27 protein-coding genes are annotated in these 23,896 nt (G+C 64.9%); 14 read left to right on the top strand and 13 right to left on the bottom strand.

The window, feature by feature from the left end; genetic code table 11:
* Positions 1-239: 239 nt before the first annotated feature.
* Complete coding sequence (locus QX132_RS01275) at positions 240-491, top strand: hypothetical protein (RefSeq protein WP_316159892.1); 252 nt, start codon at positions 240-242, stop codon at positions 489-491.
* A gap of 83 nt (positions 492-574) precedes the next feature.
* Here the strand turns inward: QX132_RS01275 and QX132_RS01280 are convergent, their stop codons facing one another.
* Positions 575-1,165, bottom strand: a complete 591-nt coding sequence (locus QX132_RS01280; protein WP_316159893.1) for an NAD(P)H-dependent oxidoreductase — start codon at positions 1,163-1,165, stop codon at positions 575-577.
* Between the two features lie 129 nt (positions 1,166-1,294).
* Entirely contained in the window at positions 1,295-1,531 is a 237-nt protein-coding gene (locus tag QX132_RS01285; RefSeq protein ID WP_316159894.1) for a hypothetical protein, read from the bottom strand.
* Between the two features lie 363 nt (positions 1,532-1,894).
* Here QX132_RS01285 and QX132_RS01290 point away from each other — a divergent pair, with 363 nt between their 5' ends.
* Positions 1,895-2,353 (top strand): hypothetical protein, encoded by a 459-nt coding sequence (locus tag QX132_RS01290; protein WP_316159895.1) that lies wholly within the window; start codon positions 1,895-1,897, stop codon positions 2,351-2,353.
* A 1,352-nt stretch (positions 2,354-3,705) separates the two neighbouring features.
* Here QX132_RS01290 and QX132_RS01295 read toward each other — a convergent pair.
* Positions 3,706-3,963, bottom strand: coding sequence for a hypothetical protein (locus QX132_RS01295; protein ID WP_315712312.1), 258 nt, complete (start codon positions 3,961-3,963; stop codon positions 3,706-3,708).
* Between the two features lie 66 nt (positions 3,964-4,029).
* The gene (locus tag QX132_RS01300; protein WP_315798838.1) at positions 4,030-5,073 is read right to left on the bottom strand and encodes a DUF2778 domain-containing protein; all 1,044 of its coding nucleotides are present in this window, start codon (positions 5,071-5,073) and stop codon (positions 4,030-4,032) included.
* Positions 5,074-5,299: 226 nt separating this feature from the next.
* On the opposite strand from QX132_RS01300, the gene QX132_RS01305 reads away from it, so the two are divergent.
* The 3 genes from QX132_RS01305 to QX132_RS01315 all read left to right on the top strand — a co-directional run bounded on the left by QX132_RS01305 (position 5,300) and on the right by QX132_RS01315 (position 7,337).
* A complete protein-coding gene (locus QX132_RS01305; protein WP_315741132.1) occupies positions 5,300-5,734 on the top strand; it encodes a DUF1810 domain-containing protein in 435 nt (144 codons plus the stop codon).
* A 168-nt stretch (positions 5,735-5,902) separates the two neighbouring features.
* Entirely contained in the window at positions 5,903-6,148 is a 246-nt protein-coding gene (locus QX132_RS01310; protein ID WP_315741131.1) for a hypothetical protein, read from the top strand.
* A 193-nt stretch (positions 6,149-6,341) separates the two neighbouring features.
* A complete protein-coding gene (locus tag QX132_RS01315; RefSeq protein ID WP_316159896.1) occupies positions 6,342-7,337 on the top strand; it encodes a DUF3592 domain-containing protein in 996 nt (331 codons plus the stop codon).
* 58 nt (positions 7,338-7,395) lie between these two features.
* Here QX132_RS01315 and QX132_RS01320 read toward each other — a convergent pair whose 3' ends face one another.
* The 3 genes from QX132_RS01320 to QX132_RS01330 all read right to left on the bottom strand — a co-directional run bounded on the left by QX132_RS01320 (position 7,396) and on the right by QX132_RS01330 (position 10,802).
* Positions 7,396-9,018, bottom strand: coding sequence for an ABC-F family ATP-binding cassette domain-containing protein (locus QX132_RS01320; RefSeq protein WP_316159897.1), 1,623 nt, complete (start codon positions 9,016-9,018; stop codon positions 7,396-7,398).
* Positions 9,019-9,120: 102 nt separating this feature from the next.
* Complete coding sequence (locus tag QX132_RS01325; protein WP_315780638.1) at positions 9,121-9,579, bottom strand: hypothetical protein; 459 nt, start codon at positions 9,577-9,579, stop codon at positions 9,121-9,123.
* Positions 9,580-9,767: 188 nt separating this feature from the next.
* Entirely contained in the window at positions 9,768-10,802 is a 1,035-nt protein-coding gene (locus tag QX132_RS01330) for a glutamine synthetase beta-grasp domain-containing protein (protein WP_315712320.1), read from the bottom strand.
* A 544-nt stretch (positions 10,803-11,346) separates the two neighbouring features.
* Between QX132_RS01330 and QX132_RS01335 the strand changes: the two genes are divergently transcribed.
* Both QX132_RS01335 and QX132_RS01340 read left to right on the top strand, forming a co-directional pair.
* Positions 11,347-11,541 (top strand): DUF2735 domain-containing protein, encoded by a 195-nt coding sequence (locus tag QX132_RS01335; RefSeq protein WP_315741128.1) that lies wholly within the window; start codon positions 11,347-11,349, stop codon positions 11,539-11,541.
* A 263-nt stretch (positions 11,542-11,804) separates the two neighbouring features.
* The gene (locus tag QX132_RS01340; RefSeq protein ID WP_316159898.1) at positions 11,805-12,548 is read left to right on the top strand and encodes a tyrosine-protein phosphatase; all 744 of its coding nucleotides are present in this window, start codon (positions 11,805-11,807) and stop codon (positions 12,546-12,548) included.
* Between the two features lie 31 nt (positions 12,549-12,579).
* Here QX132_RS01340 and QX132_RS01345 read toward each other — a convergent pair whose 3' ends face one another.
* Both QX132_RS01345 and QX132_RS01350 read right to left on the bottom strand, forming a co-directional pair.
* Positions 12,580-12,798, bottom strand: a complete 219-nt coding sequence (locus QX132_RS01345) for a hypothetical protein (RefSeq protein ID WP_012044361.1) — start codon at positions 12,796-12,798, stop codon at positions 12,580-12,582.
* Between the two features lie 91 nt (positions 12,799-12,889).
* Positions 12,890-13,588: an SGNH/GDSL hydrolase family protein gene (locus tag QX132_RS01350; RefSeq protein ID WP_316160001.1), complete on the bottom strand. Its 699-nt coding sequence runs from the start codon at positions 13,586-13,588 to the stop codon at positions 12,890-12,892.
* A 131-nt stretch (positions 13,589-13,719) separates the two neighbouring features.
* On the opposite strand from QX132_RS01350, the gene QX132_RS01355 reads away from it, so the two are divergent.
* The 3 genes from QX132_RS01355 to QX132_RS01365 all read left to right on the top strand — a co-directional run bounded on the left by QX132_RS01355 (position 13,720) and on the right by QX132_RS01365 (position 15,577).
* Positions 13,720-14,400: an SDR family oxidoreductase gene (locus tag QX132_RS01355; RefSeq protein WP_315755694.1), complete on the top strand. Its 681-nt coding sequence runs from the start codon at positions 13,720-13,722 to the stop codon at positions 14,398-14,400.
* Between the two features lie 95 nt (positions 14,401-14,495).
* Positions 14,496-15,194 (top strand): DUF2161 domain-containing phosphodiesterase, encoded by a 699-nt coding sequence (locus QX132_RS01360; protein WP_315774580.1) that lies wholly within the window; start codon positions 14,496-14,498, stop codon positions 15,192-15,194.
* Between the two features lie 77 nt (positions 15,195-15,271).
* On the top strand, positions 15,272-15,577 hold the full coding sequence (locus tag QX132_RS01365) for a hypothetical protein (protein ID WP_172109527.1): 306 nt from the start codon (positions 15,272-15,274) through the stop codon (positions 15,575-15,577).
* A 98-nt stretch (positions 15,578-15,675) separates the two neighbouring features.
* Here QX132_RS01365 and QX132_RS01370 read toward each other — a convergent pair whose 3' ends face one another.
* The 3 genes from QX132_RS01370 to QX132_RS01380 form a co-directional block, all read right to left on the bottom strand.
* Positions 15,676-16,332, bottom strand: a complete 657-nt coding sequence (locus tag QX132_RS01370) for an N-acetyltransferase family protein (RefSeq protein WP_409998061.1) — start codon at positions 16,330-16,332, stop codon at positions 15,676-15,678.
* 126 nt (positions 16,333-16,458) lie between these two features.
* Positions 16,459-16,857, bottom strand: a complete 399-nt coding sequence (locus QX132_RS01375; protein ID WP_315741123.1) for a PaaI family thioesterase — start codon at positions 16,855-16,857, stop codon at positions 16,459-16,461.
* A 127-nt stretch (positions 16,858-16,984) separates the two neighbouring features.
* Positions 16,985-18,265 (bottom strand): ArgE/DapE family deacylase, encoded by a 1,281-nt coding sequence (locus tag QX132_RS01380; protein WP_315741122.1) that lies wholly within the window; start codon positions 18,263-18,265, stop codon positions 16,985-16,987.
* A 146-nt stretch (positions 18,266-18,411) separates the two neighbouring features.
* On the opposite strand from QX132_RS01380, the gene QX132_RS01385 reads away from it, so the two are divergent.
* The 3 genes from QX132_RS01385 (at position 18,412) to QX132_RS01395 (ending at position 20,292) form a co-directional block, all read left to right on the top strand.
* Complete coding sequence (locus QX132_RS01385) at positions 18,412-18,564, top strand: hypothetical protein (RefSeq protein WP_315712328.1); 153 nt, start codon at positions 18,412-18,414, stop codon at positions 18,562-18,564.
* Positions 18,564-18,833 (top strand): DUF6719 family protein, encoded by a 270-nt coding sequence (locus tag QX132_RS01390; protein WP_315772245.1) that lies wholly within the window; start codon positions 18,564-18,566, stop codon positions 18,831-18,833. The genes QX132_RS01385 and QX132_RS01390 overlap by 1 nt, the downstream gene beginning before the upstream one ends.
* Positions 18,834-18,945: 112 nt before the next feature.
* Positions 18,946-20,292, top strand: a complete 1,347-nt coding sequence (locus QX132_RS01395; protein ID WP_315774578.1) for an HlyD family type I secretion periplasmic adaptor subunit — start codon at positions 18,946-18,948, stop codon at positions 20,290-20,292.
* Positions 20,293-20,306: 14 nt separating this feature from the next.
* Here the strand turns inward: QX132_RS01395 and QX132_RS01400 are convergent, their stop codons facing one another.
* Complete coding sequence (locus tag QX132_RS01400) at positions 20,307-21,992, bottom strand: adenylate/guanylate cyclase domain-containing protein (RefSeq protein ID WP_316159899.1); 1,686 nt, start codon at positions 21,990-21,992, stop codon at positions 20,307-20,309.
* Positions 21,993-22,169: 177 nt separating this feature from the next.
* On the opposite strand from QX132_RS01400, the gene QX132_RS01405 reads away from it, so the two are divergent.
* Positions 22,170-23,891, top strand: a complete 1,722-nt coding sequence (locus QX132_RS01405; RefSeq protein WP_315772247.1) for a type I secretion system permease/ATPase — start codon at positions 22,170-22,172, stop codon at positions 23,889-23,891.
* Positions 23,892-23,896: the final 5 nt, after the last annotated feature.

Genomic DNA, 23,896 nt, shown 5'->3' on the forward strand with positions numbered 1-23,896 from the left:
CGCCGCATCGCGGTCACGAGGGCGCTTGCGCGCGTCATGCCGCTCTTACCGTCAGCATCGGCGCAACGCCAGCCCAGAGAAAGCCACACTCGCGGGAGCGACCTCCGCGGACGTCTTAACGTGGCAAGCCGCGTCGCAAACGATCCTTAAGCCTGCGGCCATGGCAGCCCGCCATTTGTCAAAAAGTTTCCACAATTCGACTTTGAATCGGCAGTGCTTCGAGCAGGAGAACCCCCAAGATGCGGATCAGCCAAATGATCTCCGTCGGTTCGCTGGCAGCCCTCGTCGCGACGGCCGCCCCCGCACTGGCGAAAAGCTCCCAGACGCCCAAACCGGATGATCAGGCCACATCGTCCCTGCCGTGCCGCGCCTACCAGCAGGCTCCCGACGGGACATGGATGGAGCGGCCCTGTCAGGGCCAGGGCGCAAGCGCGCCGGCGGCGCGTCAGCGCGCGGTCACCAACGGGGCCGGCAGCGCGGAACAACGTTAGCGGACTTGGTTCGCGGACGTGTGGTTAGCGGACTTGGCACGAGAGCCGGAGCGCTTGCGCTCCGGCCTGCGCTGGTGCCGCGCTCAGTAGGGCGGCGCCCTGCGCGCCCGCTGCTCCCTGCCCGCCTCGACCCACCACAACAGATCGTCGGCAAAGCGCGGAAACGCGCGTTCCAGCGTCTGGCCGGAATCGCCGGTCGGCTTGCCGTCGGCAGATAGCGCCTGACCGATCGGGCCGACGGCAAGCGTGCTCGACACCACCACCATCCCCATCTCCGACAACGTGCCGTGCCACGCGGTGGCGGCGCGTGCCCCGGAGAGCCGGCCGGCGGAATAGCTCGCGATCGCCGCCGGACGCCAGAACCATTCCTCGAGAAAGTGGTCGGTGAGGTTCTTCAGTCCCGGCTGCACGCCCCAATTATATTCGCCGGTGACGAACACGAAGCCGTCGGCGGCACGGATATTGGCCGCAAGCTCGGCCATGGCCGCTGGTGCCTGGCCGGGCGGATATTCCTTGTACATGCGGTCGAGCATCGGGAGGCCGACCGCCCTGGCGTCGATCAGCTCGACGTCCTGGTCCCTGGCGCGCAACCCGTCCACGACGAATTGCGCGAGCCGGATGCCCATCCGGTCGGAGCGATAGGAGCCGTAGAGGACGAGGATGCGGAAGCTCATGGCGCGTCAACTCCTGGCCGGACGATCCGCGCCAGACTACCACGCCGCATTGCCATCGAGGTCACTATGGTCACGCCGCGGATCGATCGACCGGCGGCGCGTGGTTGGCGGAAACGAGGCTTGGCACGCTCAGCGCGTCACCGTGGCCGAAGCGGAGCGCTCGGATGGCCGGCCGAACACGCTGCGGCAACCGTCGCTGAGGCTGGCGCGCTGCTTCATCATGCAGGCAATGATGCGGTCGCGATCGGGAATCTCCGACGAGCACAGCCGGAACACGTCGCCGGTGCACAGCCGCCGCTGGTCGTCCTCCGTGAAGGCATGGCCCGCGCGCGGGTTGGCGACCATCGCCAGCGCAAGCCCTGCCATTGCCACATTCCAATTCCGCATCCTGAACAGATGAGTTCGCATCGCCGTCCCCAATTCGCCCGCTGTTTGTCCGGTTCACCCGCTGCTTTCGCTGATGTCGCGAAGCAGTTGCCGCCGCAGAATCAAATGATGACACGTCGCGGCGCGCCTTCAACAAGCGCTCTCGTTCCTGCACCACAATTTTGCGGCCTGTTGCATCTTCGACTCCTTTTGCGCTGCCGGAACCCGTGAGACGCCGCCAAATTGTCATTAGGCGAACGCAATCCGGCCCAGCCGCGCTCACACTCTCACGGCGTAGTGGCGGCGTGCTGATGGTGCTTCGGACCATCACGTGTCCCGAGTTTAGGTGTGGGAGTCAGGTTCATGGCGTACACGATGGTGGCTGAGCGGGAGCAGCAGACAATCCGCAAGCAGCGCGAAAGCGCCCTCATCGTTCTCGCCAACGCACAGGTGATGGAGGCGGAAGGCTGGCAGGTCGTCATCACCGACGAGGACGGCAACAGCCTGCCGCTCGCCGAGTTCGAAGCTGGCATCTCGCAGAAATTCTCGTCCTGGTACAAGGCCAAGCAGCGACCGGTGGTGCCCACCACCATCCCAGCCCCCAACCTGTTCTCGACGCCGGCCAATGACGACGCCGAGCCGGAGGCCATCGTAGCCGCCGAACTCGCCGCCGAGCAGGTCGAGACGGCCGAGGTCCAGGAGGCCGTGGTCCAGGAGATCGCCGAGGACGATTTCGAAACGGCCGAGACCGCCAACGCTCCGACAGCCGAGAAGGCCGAGCGCGAGGAGATCGCGCTCGACGCCGCCGAGATGGCCGACTGATACTGCCGCCGCGCCGCAGCATCAGCGAGAGTCATTCGCCGCCTTCGTAGAACCGCTCCAGCGGCAGCTCGACCTGGGCCTCGCCGATCCATTGACGCGCAATGATGTTGGACGGCCCCGCGCGTGCACCGCGGTATGCGCATGCGATCGGCCAGCGGTGTCGACCGTAGCCACAGCGACCGCCGCATCAAAGATCAAGCCAGCCGCAGACCTTGCGCCACGATCTTGCGTCCTTGGATGGCGCGGCTTCCTTGCGCGATTGGCCTGCGCCGGGCGACTAACAAATACGCTCGCATCGCGGCTCTCGGTCGAACAACGATCATCGCAACGAAGAAACCGGCTGCCCGCCGGGCAAATCAAGCGGCATTTCCATCTGACGGCGTCGCTCCAGAGGCTGAATCGACGAGAAGAGCGATGCGCGCAGAAGCGATTTTCAGCAGGCCCATCAAGCTGATTTGGCCTGTCCAGTCCCATCGTCAGAAATATTCCGCTTTTCCTAAATCGGATTCAGTGCTTTTGTCGTGCCATCTCTCGCTCGCAAGAGGGGCGTATCGCGGTCGTCACGGACGTGGAGCGGGAGGAGCGGTGGACGCGATGGCAGCGCAGCGCATCTTTGCGCCGACGAACGCTGATGTCGCGTACGGTCAAGTCGCGTGGTCCTGGCATCCCGACGCTGATGCCCCCACGGTGGCGCGCCCAAAGCGCGTTGTCGTGCACGGTGACCAGAAAGCCCGGCGCACCGGGGAGCGCGCGAAGCAGCCGTTAAGATCATCGCGCGGGGAATGCCGGTTGCCCGGTTGAACCTGTGGTCACTGCCGCCTGCTTTTTTTCTGCAGGCGGGCCATGGGTTGCGGCCAGCATCCCGGCATTCCCCGCGCCCTCTGCCGTGCGGAGGGCAAGACGAATGGAATCACTCGGACGCAGGATGCGTCGCGAGATCGCGAGATCATGGGTGGATGATGGCGGATGGTGGGAGGCTCTTGTTCGCGAGGCGCCTCGACACACACGTCATCACTCCGGGGCGCGCGGAGCGCGAGTCCGGATCCATATGCCGCAGCAGAACTTATGAAACGAGATGGAGTGACCAGCATGCCTCACATGCCCGCTCTGGATTATGGATGCCGGGCTCGCGCTACGCGCGCCCCGGCATGACGATGGAGCGAGGTCATGGCCCATCCCACGGCTGTCATGCCCCGCGCAGGCGGGGCATCCAGTACGCCGCGGCCTTTCGGTCGATCACTGCCGTCCCGGAATACTGGATCGCCCGGTCGAGCCGGGCGATGACGCCGAGCAGGAATTCTCAGCCAGGAAGGCCGCGCGAGGTCGTTGTCTCAAACGCGTCATCGTCTGCATCACAACAGCTTCGCGCTCACGAACAGCGTGCGCACGGCGTTGGTGGCCTGCACCGTCATGATCGCGTTGTCGGCCGCGGCCTGCAGCGCGGCCATGGCCTGGTCGTGCAGCGACTTGAACTCCATCCACTCGACGGCATTGAGGCTGGTGAGGAACTGATGGGCCTGCCCGACCGTCGAAATCACGACTGGCTTGCCGTTCACCTTGATGTTGAAGGTGGTACGCAGACGCGTTTCCGAGTTTGCGGGATCAATCATGGGGACCTTCCGGAAGATGCGACGGGCGTCACCGCCGAGGTCGCGCCGAGGCCCAGCAACAAAACGTCACTCGGTCTTTTGCGCGGTCCGCGTCGGGGTGCCAGCCTCAAGCCCGACGACGACAACGAGTCGGTTGAACTCGCCGTCATCATACGCCTTCAGGAAGCGATCGTAATTCTTGATCGAGACGCAGCCGTTCGAATCACCCTCCGGACCCAGCATATAGGGGTGGGTCAGCAATCCGCTCCGGCCCAGGGTCGATCCTTCCACCACGTTCATGCGCAGGGCGCGCACGCCGTGAAACGGTTTTTCGCGCGGCTTCAGGTCATAGGTGGCGGGTGGGGTCGCGCCAACCATGCGCTGATTGACGTGCTCTGGGTCGTCGCGCAGGCTGCCCATGCCGGAATGGGCCTCGAGCCCGATGCCGGACGGCAGATACACCATCCTGGCCTTGATGTCGTACACGGCGGTCTTGTCATAGCCGAGCGCGCCGAGATCGATCCCGGAGCGCACGATGCCGCTATCCGGACCGAGCGAGGCGAACTTGGTCGGGCTCGGCAACAGGTCGGACAGCTTCTGCAGGATGGAGCGATCGTCGACGCGTCCGACGGCTTCAGGCGCACTGGCCGAAACCAGGCTGGTCGGCAGGTTGGCGACGGACGGGCGCGGTCGCGGCAGCGGCACGCCCGGTGCAGGCATCGTGACGGTATTGCCCTCCGTCAGCATCGGCCGCCAATCGCTGTTGCTGGGGTCGCGTCCGCCCGAATCGCGCGCTTCCATGCCCTTGACCAGCGCGGCCCGGGCATCGAGCAGTTGGCGGTCGATCGCGCCGCGAAGGGCGAAACGGTCGAGCGCGCGAATCGCGTCTTTTTCCGAATAGGCCGTGGCCGAGGCAGAGGCCGGCGCGAAACGTGTCTCGAAGGTGATGGACGGCGCGCCGGCGGCCGGCAGCGCCGCGGTCGCAAGCGACGTCTCCTCGCTGTGGGCGCCGACCCATGCAGCCGCGCCCGCCGCGATCGCAAGTGCTGCAAGCACGAATGCGATCGCTTCGGAGCGCCCGAAGCGGCCTTGCGACAACAGAACGTCTACGCTTGCTTCACTGGAAGCCATCACGTCCCCGATATACCCCCTTTTTCGGACCACCCGGGAAAGGTGCCCGACCCCAAGGGGTACGATTCGACCCGTCATGACATAGGATGGCAAGAGTGCGGCATAATCTAGACAAACGCCAGCCCGGAGTGCCACGGCGCCCCAGGGGGATCGGGCCCGCCCTGGCGCCGCCATGTCTTCCCAGAACAAGAAATTACCTTTATCATTCAAATATTTGGAGCAGCCAATGAAGGCGGATTGTGATGCTCTCGGCCGATTTGTCGACGCACAGAATTCGATTTATTCGCGTGTGACCGCCGAACTTGCGGCCGGCGCCAAGCAAAGCCACTGGATGTGGTTCGTGTTTCCGCAGGTCGAAGGGCTCGGCCACTCCGCCATGGCCCAGCGCTACGCGATCCGCTCCCGTGCCGAGGCCGAGGCCTATCTGACGCATCCCCTGCTCGGCCCGCGACTGCTCGAATGCACCCGTCTGGTGCTCGCGGTGCAGGGCAAGTCGCTGCGCGACATTCTGGGTGTTCCGGACGATGCCAAATTCCGCTCCTGCATGACGCTGTTCGATTCGATCAGCCCGAACGGGATCTTCGCTCGGGCGCTCGATCGCTATTGCGACGGTGCGCGGGACCCGGCGACGCTCGCGTTTCTGCAGCACCGCACCGCATGAGCACACGGTTACCGCAGACGCGCATCTCGGCCTCATACGGCCGACACGGCAATGAACCAGCTCTGCCGTGCGGCCGGATTTCGGGTGACAAGCCCGAACAGGAAACTTGATCGCGCCAAGATTTGCGGCTCCCATCCGCCGCGTTGTTTGTCCCAAGGAGACACACTCATGAAGAAGTTTTTCCTGATTGCCGCGCTCGCGACCTTCGCCGCCGGATCTGCCTTCGCCCAAGATAGCTGTGAGACCAAGGCCGTGGGCAAGGACGGCAAAGTGCTGGCCGGCGCCGCCAAGACCTCGTTCATGAAGAAGTGCATGGCCGAGACCTGCGAAACCAAGGCGGTCGGCTCCGACGGCAAGAAGCTCTCCGGCGCGGCCAAGACCAGCTTCATGAAGAAGTGCGAGGCCGGCGGCTGACGCGCTGGCGGCTGACGACACTGGCGCCCCGCCATGATGCTTGGCGGGGCAAGCCATGCCGGCGGGGTCCAAGCCGTTCGACATCGAGGTGCTCGCCTCCCCGCGTCGTAGGACCGGCACACTGTTGAACCGAGGGGAACCCGCAGGACACCACTGCATGTCGCCCGCCCTGGCGGGCCCATGCGAGATCATCATGCTCACCGCATCCGCCCTGCTCTGGACCCGTGTCGCCGCCGGCATCTTCGGCTTTCTCGCCCTCAATTCCGGCTACGGACTCTGGCTTCAGCGCAAGAAGACCAGCGGCGGCCGCGACTGGCCGGTCGTCGAGGGGGAGATCGTGGCCTCGGCGGTGTCTGTCGCGGCGACGCATCGGTCCGCAGATGACACCGATGCCAAGCCTGACATCCGCTACCGTTACGAGGTGTTGGGCAAGAGCTACGAAGGTCGCCGCATCCGTTTCGGCAGCCCGAGCCGCGTCACGCGCCTGCAAGCCGACGAGATCGCCGGCAAATATCCGCAAGGCGCGAAGGTTCGCGTTTTTTACGATCCGAAACGCCCCTCGCAATCGGTGCTCGAGCCCACCAATGCCAGCGGCACGGCGGCGCTTGTGGCGCTGTTCGTCGTGCTGTCGGCCGTGACCGCCGTGTTGGTGGCGCATTCGCTCGCCGGCAAGGTGCTCACGACCGAGGCTGGCGTGCCGTTGTTCGCCTTCCTGATGCCGTTCGCCCTGTTCGGCTTCGGAGCCGTCGCACTCGCCTCCTATTGGAAGCTGCGGCAGGAGCGCCTGGCGAGCCGCTCCTGGCCGACTGCGCCGGGGCGCATCACGCGCTCCGGCGTGACGATGGAGATCACACGACGTGAGGACGATCGCGGACGAGAAACGGAAGAGGAGCGTTTCCGGGTCACGATCGAATACAGCTACACGGTGAATGGTCGCTCTTTCCACAGCACGCATTGGAACTGGGGCTGGACCGCGCTGCATTCCGACAGGTCGAGCGCTGAAGCCGTCGCCGCCCAATATCCGGTCAACACCGACGTCACCGTCTACTACGATCCGATACAACCCGAGACGGCCGTGCTCGATCCCACAAACAAGAGCGGCGTCGCGGCGCCGCTCTGGGTCGGCATCTTCCTGATCGCGATCGGCGCGCTGTTCCTGTACGTCTTCACCCACGTCCAGATGAGCTAGTCGGGGATGATGCGAACAAAGCGCAAGCAGAGCACGAGCGACGAGTATGGCCGCGTCGTCAGCTGCGCAGGCCCGGCGCTTCGTGGCCGCTGCGGGCGACATACTCGGTATAGCCGCCGCCATACTGATGGAGACCGTCAGTGGTCAGCTCGAGCACGCGGTTGGAGAGCGCGGCGAGGAAATGGCGGTCGTGCGAGACGAACAGCATGGTGCCCTCGAAGCTCGACAGGGCCGCGATCAGCATCTCCTTGGTCGCCATGTCCAGATGGTTGGTCGGCTCGTCCAGCACCAGGAAGTTCGGCGGATCGTAGAGCATCTTCGCCATCACCAGCCGCGCCTTCTCGCCCCCCGACAGCACCCGACATCTTTTCTCGACGTCGTCGCCGGAGAAGCCGAAGCAGCCGGCCAGCGCCCGCAAAGAGCCTTGACCAGCTTGCGGAAACGAATGCTCGAGCGACTCGAACACGGTTTCGTCGCCGTCCAGCAGGTCCATCGCATGCTGGGCGAAGTAGCCCATCTTGACGCTGCCGCCGATCGCCACCGAGCCGTCATCGGGCTCGGCGGTGCCGGCAACCAGCTTCAGCAAAGTCGACTTGCCGGCGCCGTTGACGCCCATCACGCACCAGCGCTCGCGGCGCCGGATCATGAAGTCCAGCCCGTCGTAGATGCGGCGGCTGCCATAGCTCTTGGACACGTTCTTCAGCGCCACCACATCCTCGCCCGAGCGCGGCGCGGGCAGAAAGTCGAACGCCACGGTCTGGCGCCGCTTCGGCGGCTCGACCCGCTCGATCTTGTCGAGCTTCTTGACCCTGCTCTGCACCTGCGCCGCGTGCGAGGCCCGCGCCTTGAAACGCTCGATGAACTTGATCTCCTTGGCGAGCATCGCCTGCTGGCGCTCATATTGCGCCTGCTGCTGCTTCTCGTTCAGCGCCCGCTGCTGCTCATAGAAGTCGTAGTCGCCGGAATAGGTCGTGAGCTGGCCGGCGTCGATCTCGATCACCTTGTTGATGATCCGGTTGATGAACTCGCGGTCGTGCGAGGTCATCAGCAGCGCGCCCTCGTAGCCCTTGAGGAAATGCTCCAGCCAGATCAGGCTCTCGAGATCGAGATGGTTGGACGGCTCGTCGAGCAGCATCACGTCGGGCCGCATCAGGAGAATGCGCGCCAGCGCGACGCGCATCTTCCAGCCGCCGGACAACAGGCCGACGTCCTTGTCCATCATCTCCTCGGAGAAGCCGAGGCCAGCCAGCGCCTCGCGGGCGCGGCTGTCGAGCGCGTAGCCGTCGAGCTCCTCGAACCGCGCCAGCACCTCGCCATAGCGCGCGATGATGTCGTCCATCTCGTCGGCACGGTCCGGATCGGCCATGCCGGCCTCGAGCTCCTTGAGCTCGGCCGCCACCGACGACACCGGCCCGGCGCCGTCCATGACCTCTGCCACCGCGCTGCGACCGGACATCTCGCCGACATCCTGGTTGAAATAGCCGATCGAGACGCCGCGATCGATCGAGACCTGTCCCTCGTCGGGCTGCTCGCGGCCTGAGATCATCCGGAACAGCGTCGTCTTGCCGGCCCCGTTCGGACCGACCAAGCCGATCTTCTCGCCGCGCTGAAGGGCGGCGGAGGCTTCGATGAAGAGAATCTGGTGGCCGACTTGCTTGGAGACGTTATCGAGGCGGATCATGAGGGCTCAGGCGGTGGACAGGTTGCCGCCGCTCTTAGTCGATGCGCGCCGCCGGTGGAAGGCGCAATTTTGCAGCGCAACTCACGCCTCGAGCGGAGCCGGTCAGCGGCCTTGAGGCCGAAAATCCTGGTTGCCGAACGGCTTGTCGGTCGGAATGCGGATCGCGACGTAGCCCCGATCCATCGACGCGTGGCATGCGTTGCATCCCGACGTCAATTCGGTCACGGCGGAAGCGAAGCGCTTGCCATCCTTGGTAGCGATGGCGTCCGAGATCGACTGGATCGGCTGGCCGAGCGTGGTGACGTTGTCCACCGGCAGGCCCGAATAGAAGACCGCAGCGTCAGTCAGGCTCTGCCTCAACTGGGCAAGCTCATAGGACGCGAGATCCCAATTCTTCGACTGTCCCGCGAACCAGAGCTTCGCGTGTCTGACCTGAATCAGATTCATGATGTCGCCGAGCCGCGGCAGATATTGTTCTGCATTCGACTGCGACTGCGCTGCAGCCAGGGAGATGGCCGAACAGGCGACCAGAACGCCTGAAACCCACTTGCGATAGCTCATTCCACACCCCGCTTCCAAACAAACCGCTGCGGAAAGACATACCGCTGCGATCGAAGCCGGACTTGCGATTGATCAAGGCCGAGGCCGCCTCCGATCGTTCGAGCCCGCCAGACGAATGATCCGCCGAAGCGGCTGCCTCGGCGGATCATCATATCAGCCCCCGGCCCCGGGGTGTTGTGTTCGGCGTCTTAGGCTGCGGCTTTCGCGCCGGTCGGAACCATCGCGATCGTCTTCAGGACCTGAGACGCGATCTGGTAGGGGTCGCCCTGGGAGTTCGGACGGCGGTCTTCCAGATAGCCCTTGTAGGCGTTGTTCACGAAGGAATGCGGCACGCGAATCGAGGCGCCGCGGTCGGCCACACCCCAGCTGAAGGTGTCGATCGAGGCGGTCTCGTGCTTGCCGGTCAGGCGCATGTGGTTGTCCGGACCGTACACCGCGATGTGGTCGGCACGAGCTTCCTTGAAGGCGTCCATCAGCTTCTCGAAATACTCCTTGCCGCCGACTTCGCGCATGTACTTGGTCGAGAAGTTGCAATGCATGCCCGAACCGTTCCAGTCGGTGTCGCCGAGCGGCTTGCAGTGGAACTCGATGTCGATGCCGTACTTTTCGGTCAGGCGCAGCATCAGGTAGCGGGCCATCCACATCTGGTCGGCAGCCGTGCGCGAGCCCTTGCCGAACACCTGGAATTCCCACTGGCCCTTCGCCACCTCGGCGTTGATGCCTTCGTGGTTGATGCCGGCCGCGAGGCAGAGGTCGAGATGCTCTTCGACGATCTTGCGGGCGACGTCGCCGACGTTCTTGAAGCCGACGCCGGTGTAGTACGGGCCCTGCGGGGCCGGATAGCCGTATTCCGGGAAGCCGAGCGGACGGCCGTCCTTATAGAAGAAGTACTCCTGCTCAAAGCCGAACCACGCGTCTGGATCGTCCAGGATGGTGGCGCGGGCGTTCGACGGATGCGGGGTCTTGCCGTCCGGCATCATCACTTCGCACATCACCAGCACACCGTTGGTGCGGGCGGCGTCGGGATACACGGCAACCGGCTTCAACACGCAGTCGGAGCTATGGCCTTCGGCCTGCATCGTCGACGAGCCGTCGAAGCCCCAAAGAGGCAGCTGTTCCAGGGTCGGAAAAGAGGAAAATTCCTTGATCTGTGTCTTGCCGCGCAAATTCGGCACCGGCTTGTAGCCGTCGAGCCAGATGTACTCGAGCTTGTATTTCGTCATTGAGCCTCTCTGTCTTATCGAAAGGTGGGAGCCCAGCAATCGAAGGCTCCCCGCTTACCCGGCCACGATCGGCCAGCGCACTCTTAAGCATGGAACGTGCCAAATCCCGCGACGTCCCGTCGCATGGACGGAGACCAATCGGGGCGGAGCCGGCGGCGGATTTTGCACGCCAGGGGTGCGGCAAAGCAGCGCGACCGGGATTGCACGGAGCGCATGGCGGAGAAAAGAGCCTGTCGAAAACCCGCTTGATTCCTTAGCATTTGCGGCGATGCGCAAGAGAGGCCGAGCAAGCCGTCAGCACCTCCCGGACATTTTCGAAAAGACTTGAGCTCCACTTCGCAACCTTTGGTCCAGCCCAAGTGTTGGTCAGCGGCGCGTTGCTGCGGAGGGAGCACAAGAAAAACTGCCTGCAAAACGCGCAACATGTGATTTCGTTTTGATCATGTTGCATTCCCTCCGGGCAGCACTGATATCGAGACTGGTCACCACAAGAGAACGAGTCGGGCGCAACCTGATGTGTGGCCCGCTGGAAGGAGACTGAGGAATGGACACAAATGTGGACGAGGGATCCGCCAGGATCTACCAATTTCCGCGCGGAGGGCGAGCGGGTCTTGCGCCCCGCCAATCCGGATCATCGCCCGCGCCGCTGATCGCGCCGTCGATCCAGCCGACGATCTACAGCGGCAGCTGGTATCATGACGAGGCGATCCAGGAAGCCAAGCCGGCGTGGGATCGCTGATGTCAGACCGTACCGTGACGCCATCACGCCTTTGCTGAAGGGTCGGACCGACAAGGTTCCGGCCCTTTTTCTTGCGCTGCCGTCTGCATGTCTCTCGCCGCTGCTGACGGTCGCCGGCGGACTCGACCTGCCGGGTCAAACAAGCCGCCGTCGTGACCCGTTTCATGGTCTTCCCTGTCCTGTCGAAGGGCTGTGCCTGCGGCATCGCGTCCGTCGATGAAACGGCGTTTCACATCGAAGCCCGCGTCCCCTAGAACAAGACGATGTCCGCCTATCCACTTCGCCATCTCGGCCTTCACGGCGCCAGCAACTTCAGAGATCTCGGCGGATATCCCAGCAGGGATGGCCAGCACGTGCGATGGCGGCGGCTGTTTCGGTCGAACCATCTCGGACAGCTGACCGAGCCCGACGTCGCGGTCCTGCGGGAGCTCGGCATTCGCGCAGCGTTCGATTTACGCGGTCGCAACGAGCGCGCGGCCGGCCTCTGCACGATCGCAGAGATCACCGTGCACTCCGAGCCGATCGAGCCGAGTGTCGTGCCGGCGCTGCGGGCCCTGGCGACAAGAGGACAGCTCACGACCGACCATGCCTTGGAGCTGATGCGCGAGTCCTACCGCAACTACATCCGCAACTACACGCCGCGCTTCCGCGCGCTGTTCCAGCATGTTCTCAATGAGGACGTCCCGTTGGTGATCCATTGCACGGCCGGCAAGGACCGCACCGGCGTGGCCTGCGCGCTGGTCCTACACGCGCTCGACGTTGCGGATGACGTCATCCTGGAAGATTACCTGCTCACGAACCAGCTCTATCGTCGCGAGACCGCGGCTCACCCAGATCTTCCCGCTGATGTCGTCCAGACGATCGGGATGGTCCAGGCGTCGTTCCTCGCAGCTGCGTTCGACGCCATGCGTGATGACTTCGGCGACGTCGACACCTACCTGCGCGACGGTCTCGGCATCGACGACGCAGCGCGGAAGACGTTACAGGAGCGCTATCTCACGCCGTAAGTCGGTGTGGCGCGAATACGCTTGAGCCCGATCAGGCCGCTTCGATATCGGCTGTCTCGGCGGCTTCCATCGCGTCGAGATCGGCAATCACCTCCTCGAATGCGGAAATCGCCTGCTGAACCGCCGCGATCTGCATCAATTCCCAACCGGTCACCGGACCTGCCCGGTTCTGCAGGGCGACCACCAGATCCCGCCGCTGCTCCTTCAGTTGCACCAGCGGTAAACCATGGTCCGGCAGATGTCTCATCATGTCAAAGCTCCAACGCCCCTCAAGCGGCATAGCGACAGGCTAGCGGGCTGCGCTGGCAATCCACTTACGAAAGTCCGGCAAATTTTATCGATCAGGCCAGCGCAACCGGCGCCGTCAGGATGGCGCTGGCCAAAACGTCGCTGATCTTCGCGGTGGCGGCTTCGCTCACATGCAAGCGGTCACCGTGCCCGTCGTCGAGCGCCGACAACGGAATCTGGCCGGCCTCATACCAGCTCTTCATCAAATTCCAGCGCCCGAAGAGGTTGACGTTGGCCGCAGACGTGACCTTCTCGATCCGTCGCTGAATGTCCTCGGCACGCGCCAGCCTGTTCGGCACCGTCACGATCGCAGCCGTGTATTGCAGGTCGATCACGATGACGTCGATGGCCAGCGCCGCCAGCCATCGAACGCCGACGCGCAGCGCTGCCTCGACGTCATCGGGACTGTAGACCTCGGGTCTGTAGGCGGCGTTGGTGCCGACCTGCCAGATGACGAGCGAGGGCTGCTCCGCAATCACGTCGCATTCGAAGCGCGAGAGCTGGTCCGGGGATTCCTGTCCGCCCACACCTCGATTGAGGACGTCGATCATGCAGCCGAAATTGGCCTTGCGCAGCGACTGCTCGATCCGGGCCGGGAAAGCGATAATTCCGTTGGTGCCCGCGGTGGAAGATGAGCCCAGCGCCACGATCCGGGTCTTGCGCTGCGCATCCAGACTCTGTCTGAAACGTCTGATCGGACGAGAAAAACTGGTGGGGACGTTAGGAAATTCGAGAGAGCCTGTCGCGGTCATGGTCACCTCTGACGAACCACGCCTTCTGATTGCAATTCCATGCCCCGGCCGCCCGGCCATTGCAACTCATCGGCAGGATCATAGTATAGCAAGCGGCGCTGTGGGGCGCGTCAACGGAGACCAGGGACGGAATGAACGGGGCAGTGATTGTCATAACGGGTGCGCAAGGGGCGCTCGGGCGCAGCGTGGCCGATCTCGCGCTCGCACGGGGCGCACATGTGGCCGGGATCGACCATGCCCAGGCCGAAATCCCGGCGAGTGACGACCGCATCGAGCTCGGAGGCGTCGATCTCTCCGACCCCGAGCAGGCAAAGGTCGCGATCGACTCCGTCGCCGCCCACTTCGGCACTCTGGATGCGCTGATCAACATCGCCGGCGCGTTCGCGTTCGAGACGACCGCCGATGGCGACGATTCCGTCTGGGAGACGATGCATGCGCGAAACCTGATGACCGCGCTGCACGCATCGCGCGCGGCTATACCGCATCTCGTCCGCTCCAGCACGGGCCGCATCGTCAACATCGGCGCCATGGGCGCGCTCCAGGCCAGTGCCGGCATGGGCCCCTATGCGGCCTCCAAGTCGGGAGTGCATCGCCTGACGGAAGCGCTCGCGGCCGAATGGAAGGGCAAGATCACCGTCAACGCCGTCCTGCCGTCGACGATCGATACGCCGGCCAACCGCGCCAGCATGCCCAAGGCCGATTTCGACAAATGGGTGACGCCGCAGGAACTCGCAGAGGTCATTCTGTTTCTAGCCAGCGACGCCGCGAGCGGTGTGACCGGCGCACTGATACCGGTTATCGGCCGGGTGTAGCGAAGCCAGCCGGCCACCCCGACTTGGCGCTGACATCACGGGACTCGGCGGGCTAGACTCGCGCGCGCTCTGAGTCGCACACATCGGACGGCCCCTTGGAAACCGCGCTCTACCTTCCCGTCAAACGCTTCCTCGAAAACCTCGGCTTCTCGGTCAAAGGGGAAGTCGGCGGCTGTGACGTGGTGGCGCTCAAGGGCGACGACCCGCCGGTGGTGGTCGTCTGCGAGCTGAAGCAGGTCTTCAACTTGGAACTGCTGCTGCAGGCGGTCGACCGGGCCGGTGCCTGCGACGAGGTCTGGATCGCGGCGAAGCTGTCAGCACGCGGCAAGGGCCGCGAGAGCGACGCACGCTATCGCAATCTGTGCCGCCGGCTCGGCTTCGGCATGCTGACCGTGACCTCAGCCGGAGACATCGAAGTGCTGGTGCAGCCGCCCACCACCGCGCCGCGCAAGAATCCCAAGAAGCGTTCGCGTCTTGTGATCGAGCATCAGCGGCGCAAGGGCGACCCCGTCGCGGGCGGCTCGACCCGCGCACCCATCATGACGGCCTATCGGCAGCAGGCGCTGGCCTGCGCTTCGGCGCTGTCGGACGGGCCGAGACGCGTCCGCGACCTCCGCGCGGACATTCCGGATGCGCCGAAGATCTTGCAGCGTAACGTCTATGGCTGGTTCGACCGCGCCGAGCGCGGCGTCTATGTCCTCACGAAAGCCGGGCTCGCGGCCTTGCACCGCTGGCCCCAGGATATCCACATGACGCAGGCAGCGTTGCCCGATCGCGACATGGTGAACGCATAGCTGGGCTGCCTCGCGGAATATATATTGCAATGCAACAATCCTGCTTCTAGGTATCCGGGACGATTCACGAGGCCCCCATGAGCGAAGATTGGAACACCAAGTACGGTCCGCGTCGCGTCAGGCGTGATCCCCCGACTCTGGAGGAGGCGATCTTCGCTGCGTCAGGGATCACCGACGACGTCCAGGCCCAGGCCGAGATCGCGTCGGCGCTGATGGGTCTGCCGCTCGAGCAGGTGCTCCCCGAGGTCAAGAAGGCAGTCCGCGTTGCCGCGCGCACCAACACGCGCGTCATCACGGCCGATCAGGGCACGCAGCAGCGTGCCGTCGTGGTCGAGCGCCGTACCGTGCGCCGCTTCAATTTCGACAAGCGCACCGGCACCTGAACGCCGCCCTCCGGGGCGCATCGGCCAATGCAATCAAACGAAAAGGCGCGGCAGCGGTGATCGCTGTCGCGCCTTTGTCGTCGCAGCAACGGCTCGGCTCAGGCGGCGCGCTTGTCGCCGTACATCCGGGTCACGAGCTTCCAGCAGGCGCGATTGAGGGTGAAGAACGCCCGCGCTGCCGCGATCGGTGCTTCGATCACGAGCTTCGCCAGCTCATCCTGGGGCTGCTCGGTCAGATCGATCGTGCCGGTCGATTCGCCGTGACGGAACGCCAGATGCGCACCGAACTTGGCTGCCAGCGCCCGCATCGCATGGTTCTGCGATCCGGTCGTCACGCGAAGCTTGCGATAGCCCTTCCACCGCGCCTCCGAGATCACGCGCTGGAATAGCAGGCTGCCGACCCCACGGCGACGCACGCAAGCCTCCACGCTGAACGCAATCTCCGGAAGCCCGTCCTCGGACTGCTCCGGCGGATGCAACTCGGCGGCGCCGCGCACCAGGCCGTTTTCCATGTAGGCGACGACGATCGTGCCGTCGGCCGCACAGCGGGCCGCGTAGCGCTCGATGAAACTGTCATCGAGGAAGCCGTTGAATCGATCGTGCCGGCTTTCCGCATCGAGCCGCAACAGATGATCGCGCAGCAACGGCAGTTCCTCGTGCTGGCTGAGCGTCCGCACATAGCCGAAGCCCGGCCGGGGACGAAAAGTATCTACCTGTGACACTGCCTGAGACTCCTCTCGAGAGCCCTCGCACAGACGTCTTTCCCTAGACAGGAGCTATATTGTGCATCGCAACATTCATTTCAAGCCCCATGCTCTACGGAGAGAACATGCGGCCATGCAAGGATGGCGTGAGTTAACGATTCGTTTGTGTACGAATCATCACAGCACGAGCTGAGTCTGGGTCACGATCGCGACCAGACGCCCGTCCTCGGTTTCCACCCGGGTCTGCCATACCTGGGTGCGGCGGCCGCGATGCACGGGCGTGGCGGTTGCCGTCACCACAGTCCCCTCCTTGGCGCCGCCGATGAAGTTGGTCTTGCTCTCGATCGTCGTGGTGCCCTTGGCATCCTGCGGCAGGTTGATCACGGTCGCGGCCGCGCCGACCGAATCCGCAAGCGCCATGACCGCGCCGCCATGGATGGTGTGATGCAGGGTGCAGAGATCCGGCCGCACCTGCATCTGCGCCACGACGCGATCGGCACTGGCCTCGGTGAAGGTGACACCCTTCAGGTCCGCGAACGGCATCTTCATCGCATTGATCTTGTCGAGTGGCGTCATGCCTTCCCTCCCCCGTTTGATCGGACGACCCGTCTCCGCGAGTCGAGCGCCGCATCTGGATGCGCCGGGCTTCGAACCCGAAGCAATGACCTGAAAGGTCATTGCTTCAGTCCGATCGTACCGCCGCTCAGGCCTTCTCGACCCCGCACCACTCCGCGATGAACAACGCCATGGTCTTGGTGGCCCGGCGCAGCGAGTCGAGCTCGACATATTCGTTGAAGCCGTGCATCGCGGCGCCGGTCGCGCCGAAGCAGAGACTGGGGATGTTGTAGTTGAGCCCGTAGAAGCGGGTATCCGTGAGCGCCGTGAAGACGAGATCCTGGACCTCGCCGCCGTACACGGCGGTGAAGGCCTTGCCGAACGCCGCCTCCGGCTCAGCCGAATTGGTCAACTCGTAGCCCTCGGACAGAAAGCCAGACCACTCGACCACTGGCGGGTTGTTGGAGAGAAAGCGGTGATCGCGCGAAGCCGCGGCGACGCAGGCGAGGATCTCGTTCTGGCAGTCCTTGACCGACCAGCCCGGCAGGATGGCGATGCGGCAATCGACGTCGCACCAGGCCGGCACGCTCGAGGCCCAGTCGCCGCCTTTGATGATGCCCGGATTGAAGTTGATCGGATGATTGAGCGTCTTGAAATGACGGTCGCTCTTGGCGCGCTTGTTCCAGTCCGCCTCGAGCTTCTCCAACGCATGGATCAGATGATAGCTCGCCTGGATCGCATTGGCGCCGACGCCGGCCTCGAACACATGCGCCGGGAAGCCGCGCACCTTCAGGCGGAACCAGATCACGCCCACCTGCGAACGCACCATCTTGCCGCTGGTCGGCTCCGGGATGAAGCAGGCATCCGCGCGGTAGCCGCGCTGCAGGGTCGACAGCGCGCCGACGCCGGTGCTCTCCTCCTCGATGACGGATTGGATGTGAATGCGCGCCGTCGGCTTGAAGCCGGCAGCCTTGATGGCATCGAGCGCATAGAGCGCGCCGATGGTGCCGGACTTCATATCGCAGGCGCCGCGGCCATACATCCGGCCGTCGCGGATCACCGGCGAGAACGGCGGCGTCTCCCACATGTCGAGCGGACCGGCCGGCACCACGTCGCAATGCCCCTGCAGGATCAGCGACCGCCCGGCCGACGTCGCCGGCCGGTAGGTTCCGACCACGCTGCGTGCTCTCGAGAAATCGTGCTCGATCGGGCCGTAGCCGCGCATCTCCTTGAGATCGTCCAGATCGATGTGCCAGTCGTCGACCTCGTAGCCGCGCGAGCGCAGGAGATCGCTGAACATGTCCTGGCACGGCCCTTCGGCGCCGCGGGTCGAGGGGATGGCGACGAAGTCGCTCGTGGTCGCAAGCTGCCGGTCGAAGTCGGCATCGACGGCGTCGACGATGCGCTGCGTAATGTCCTGGGTGATCATGCCTGTCGAGGTTCCAATTGCCGATGACTGCAGCAAATCACAATCTCATGCAGAGTTGCACCGGATTCGCCGCTGCTTTCAGAATCGCAAGGCCGCCCGTACATTCGCGCATACGAAAATGACCGCAACATACTTTGGAATTTGGCATGTCGGATCACCGCAATATCCTTTATTTCCTCCTCGGCATTCTCAGCGCGGCGATCATCGTGCTCGGCTACAATTTCTATCAGGCCAAGAAGCAGCCGGAGGGTGTCCAGATCAATATCGGGCCCAACGGCCTGAAGATCGAAGGAAAGTGATGCGTTCTCAAATCTCCTCGTTCGCGAATGTCGCAGCCCGCCCTCTCGGCGTCCTCGGTCTCTTGCTTTTGGTTGCCGCACCCGCGCAGGCGCAATATGTCGGGCGCGAGCAGGACGTCACCGATCTCCGGCTTGGCCAGCGCGTGCTGGTCGATGACGGCACCTGCCCCGCCGGCCAGGTGAAGGAGGTCTCCGGGTCCAAGATGGCCGAAACCGGTATTGTCCGCACCACGAAATGCGTGCCGCGCTTCGGGCCGAAGAAGAAGTAGCTGATCTCGTTTGATGCGGCTCTCGCCGCCGACCTCCGGCGCGTGACCTTCCGCACAGTCCCGTAGCCGCGCATCGACGATGCTCCTGCCCGTGGACAAGCGGGGACGCAGCATGTCGATGTCAGCGGTGCAGGATCACGGCTTCTTCGAACCGGCCGACCGGCCGCAGCCGGTCAAGGCCGATTTCAGCCGCTACGCTCTGCTCGGCTATCTCTCGGTGGCGCTGGTGTTCGGCGGCTTCGGCGTATGGGCCGCCTACGCCCCCCTCGATCGCGCGGCGATCGCACCGGGCACCGTGTCCGTCTCCGGCGATCACAAGGTGGTTCAGCACCGTGAAGGCGGAATCATCCGGGACATCCTGGCCAAGGAGACTCACGCCGTGCATCGCGGCGACCTGCTGTTCCGGTTGCAGCCGACCGAGGCCCAGGCCAACACGGATCTCCTGCGCAAGCAGATGGATGCTGCACTCGCCGAGGAAGCGCGCCTGCTCGCCGAGCGCGGCAATGCGCGGATGATCACGTTTCCCGACGCGCTGCTCAACCGCCAGAACGTGCCGGAGGCGGCGCTTGCCATCGCCGACCAGCAGCGGCTGTTCATCGAGCGCCGCAATGGCCTGATCAGCCAGATCAACATCCTCAATTCCCAGATCGCCCAGCAGCAGCAGGAGCTCGCCGGCCGCGACCGCCAGCGCGCCGCGCTCTCCGCGCAGCTCGCAAGCTTCGAGACGCAGATGAACAATGTGCGCCCGGCGGTCGCCGCAGGCTACTATCCGCGCAACAAGTTCCTCGAACTGGAACGCGAGCGCGCCCGCGTCGAAGGCGATCTCGGCCAGGCGCAGGCCGACGTGGCGCGGCTGACGCAGACGGCGGCGCAGACGCGCCTGCAGATCGATCAGACGCTGCAGAAATATCTGACCGAAGTCGGCCAGCAGCTCGACGGCACCCGTGCCAAGCTGTCGGACCTGCGCGAGAAGCTCGTCATCGCCGAGGACGTGCTGCGCCGGGTCGACATCCGCGCCGAGCGCGACGGCATCGTCATGAACATGAAAGTCCACACCGTGGGCGCCGTCGTGAAGCCCGGCGATACGCTCGCCGAGATCGTCCCGGTCGGCGAAGGCGTCGACGTGATGGCGCACGTCTCGCCGCGCGACATCGAGAGCGTCGCCATCGGCCAGAGGGCCGAGGTGCGCTTCTCCAATTTCTCCTCGCGCACGACACCGACGATCTTCGGCAAGGTCTCGAGCGTCTCGGCGGATGCGATGTCGGACGAGGCGAACAAGCAGAGCTACTACTCGGCGCGGGTCGTGATCGACTATTCGACCATCCCGCCCGAGATCGCCGAGAAGATTCTGCCGGGCATGCAGGCCGACGTCATCATCTCCACGGGAGAGCGCACCGTGCTCGAATATCTGGTCGGGCCGCTGCTCAACACGCTCGCCAAGACGTTCCGTGAGAAATGAGCCGAGAGCACCCCCTAGGCCGACGGCACCGGTGGCGCGCCCGCGACGACAGCAAGGTCGCGGGCACGCCGCACGCCGATGGCGTCCAGCTCGCTGCCCTGCTCCGGATCGGCAAGCCTCTCACGTATCGCTCCATCCAGATCAGCAAGGCCGGCAGCTGTCGCTACGCCCCCGGACATCGCGAGCTGCCAACCTCTGGTCTCCGCCAATTCAGCCAGACGCGCCGGCCACTCCGTCCCGAGCCCGAGCACAGCCACCTGCGATGTGCGTCCAAGGGTCAGTTGCCCGACGACGATGTCGCCAACGTGAGCACCAATCGCGAGCTCGACGACCCGGCCGATCTCGGCAGCGATCTTTTCGTTGACACGGTCCATGACCACGTCCATGGCGCCGATCGCCTGCAGCGCATCGCGGCAGCCTTGTTCTGCCCCCTGCTCCTCACCGAAGACGGCGAGCACGCCATTGCCGAGGAAGCGATCGATGCGCCCGGAATGGGCTTCGATCGCCCTGCCAATGGCGCCGAAGATCTCGTTCATCATGAACCCGAGGTCGGAGGGCAGCCGGTCGCGCGCAATGGTGGCAACCGGACGGACGCGGACGTGGACCAGGCATACCGCACGGCGCTCGGCGGGAAGGTGGTCGACGAGCGGCGCCCTCTCCGCTTGATCGCCGCCGAGGAGACGCGTGATCGTCAGCGGCGCCGCCGGACGAATCTGGCAGGCCAACCGCACATTCGCCGGAGCCGCCAAGTCGGCAAGCATGACGCGCTCCGCGTGGCCGGGCGGTGCCAGCGTCTCCGCACCTTCATCAATCCGGACGCTGCAAAGACCGCAGCGGGCACGGCCGCAGCAGTCGGACCGCTGCGAGAGCTCGTTGCTGCCGATGATCTCCAGCAGCGTCGGACCGACCGCGGCCCGCACCGTCGCGCCGCCCGTGAACGCAATGACGATCTTCGGCGCCGCGAGCGACGCGACGTGACGGAACACGATGATCGTCACGCCTGCAACGAGCAGCGCGACGATCGCGATCTGCGCCGAAATTTGCAGCAAGGCGATCCACCTCCCGTCGAGTTCGCTCGGCCAATGGGTGACCTGGCGCATCTGCTCGGCCATGCCGGGATTGCCGAGCAACGCGGCGACGGCGCGCCCGGACACCACGAAACCCATCAGCGCCGCCATCGGCACCGCGACGGCGAGGACAAACAGCAGCGGCTGGACGAGGCGGTACCAGCTCCGGAATTTCAGCCAGTGATGCAGGCCGACGCAGCCGTGGATCCAGACTAGCAGCAGCAGAGCGGTCTGAATCCAGGCTGCCTTGGGCCACATCAACGCCAGCGCATAGAGGTAGCCATCCTGAAGGCCGAACAGCGCATGAGCGATGTGGGTCTCGATGACGTGCGGCAGCAACAGCAGCGGGATCGCAAATCCCGTGGCGATCTGAACAAACTCCCAGGAGGACAGCCGCCACGTGCCGCGCTGAACCGTCTTGACGAAAGCAAGCACGGCATGCGCGAGCAATGCCGCCGCCAGCACGATCATCCCCGGCCACGATCGGGTGACGACCAGCCGCCATTCCTGCACCTCGTCCATCGCCTCGAGGCTGAACAGACCCACCGCATGGTTGAGAAAATGCGTCGCGGCGAACGCAAACAGGACGAGGCCCGACACGAGCCGGATGTTCTGGGACGTTACGGCAGGCATGAGGTCACTGTGATTCAGGCAAGCTGCGAAATCTGAGCACGGCTGATCCATCCGGTAGCGGCTGCAACCGGCCAACTCAAGCGCTGGCAGATCAGCCTCGAGCTATGTGAGGTCAATCACGGTCGACGACGGGCGCCCCAGGCGAAGTTCTCCAGCACCATCGCAAGGGGATCCGACATGACGAGCACCACCCGAAGCCCGCTGGGAACCGCGCTCCGCGCCTGCTTTCCCGCGCTCACCGCGACCTTCGTGCTCAGCCTCTTCATCAATGCGAGCATGCTCGCCTCACCCCTCTATTCCATGCAGGTCTACGACCGCGTCCTCACCAGCCGCAATCTCGGCACGCTGGTCATGCTGACGCTCATCGTCGGTGTTTTCCTGGTGCTGTATGGCGTCCTCGAATTCGCCCGTTCCGGCGTTCTGGCCCGGGCCGGCGTGCAGTTCGAAGGCACGCTGCGCCACCCGCTGTTCGAGACGATGATGAAGGCGGAGCTGTCGCCGCGGCATCGCTTCGGCCAGCAGATCATCCGTGACGCCGAGACCATCCGCGACTGCATCTCCAGCGGCACCGCCGCCATCGCCTGCGATCTGCCGTGGACGCCGGTGTTCGTCGCGCTGTGCTTTCTGCAGCATGCCTATCTCGGCATCCTCTCGCTGCTCGGCGCGATCGTGCTGTTCTCGCTGGCGCTGCTCACCGAATTCTACACGCGCGCCAGCGTCGAGCGCACCAACGCGCTGGCCAACGAGGCCTCGCGTTTCGTCGCGGCGGCGCTGCGAAACGGCGAGGTCGTGCGCGGCCTCGGCATGGGCGACATCGTCATGGACCGCTGGAGTTGCCGTCAGTCAGCGATGGTCGAAGCCCACAGCACCCTCGTCGAGCGTGGCGCGGCGATGCATTCCGTCACCAAGTTCGCGCGCATGGCGGTGCAGACCTCGCTGCTGTGCATCGGCGCCTGGCTCGCGATCGAGCAGCAGATCTCGCCCGGCGCGATGATGGCGACCTCCATCATCATGGGCCGCGCCCTGGCCCCGGTCGAGCAGGTCGTTGGCCAGTGGAAGCGCATCATCGCATTCCGCTCCGCCTATCGCAGGCTGGAGGAGCTGTTCCAGGCCTTGCCGGTCACGGCTGCACCGACGGCGCTGCCGACGCCGCGCGGCGAGATCGACGTCGAGAACGCCGTGGTGTGGCCGCCGGCGGCTGGCCGCCCCTCGGTCAAGGGCGTCAGCTTTTCGCTCAAGGCCGGCGAGAGCCTCGCGATCGTCGGCGCCTCCGCCAGCGGCAAGTCGAGCATGGCGCGCGCCATGGCCGGGGTCTGGCCGCTGCGCGAAGGCGTGATCCGTATCGACGGTGCCGCCTACAGCCAGTGGGACCCAAACCGGCTTGGCAAGCATATCGGCTACCTGCCACAGGACATCGAACTGTTCTCAGGCACCGTCGCCGACAACATCGCCCGGCTCGCGAAGGTGGATGAGGCCGCCGTCGTCGCTGCCGCCAAGGCCGCCGGCGCGCATGAGGTCATCCTGCGCCTGCCCAACGGCTACGACACGCCGATCGGCGAAGGCGGCGTGGCGTTGTCCGGCGGCATGCGCCAGCGCGTCGGCCTGGCCCGCGCGCTATACGGCGATCCGCGGCTCTTGATCCTCGACGAGCCGAACTCGAACCTCGACGAGGACGGCGAGCGGGCGCTGGCGCAGGCCATGGCCCAGGCGAAGGCCGCCGGCCGAACCGTGATCGTCGTCACGCACCGTCCGCAGCTTCTGGCGCATGTTGACCGCATCATGGTGATGGCCTTCGGCAAGACGCTGGCATGCGGCCCGCGCGACGAGGTGATCGCCAAGATGCGCGGCCAGCGTGTCGTCGTCGCCCACGACCGGGCGACGGCCAGCGCCGCGGCCTGAACGGA

The organism is Bradyrhizobium sp. SZCCHNRI20481, assembly GCF_032485055.1.
GTDB lineage: Bacteria > Pseudomonadota > Alphaproteobacteria > Rhizobiales > Xanthobacteraceae > Bradyrhizobium.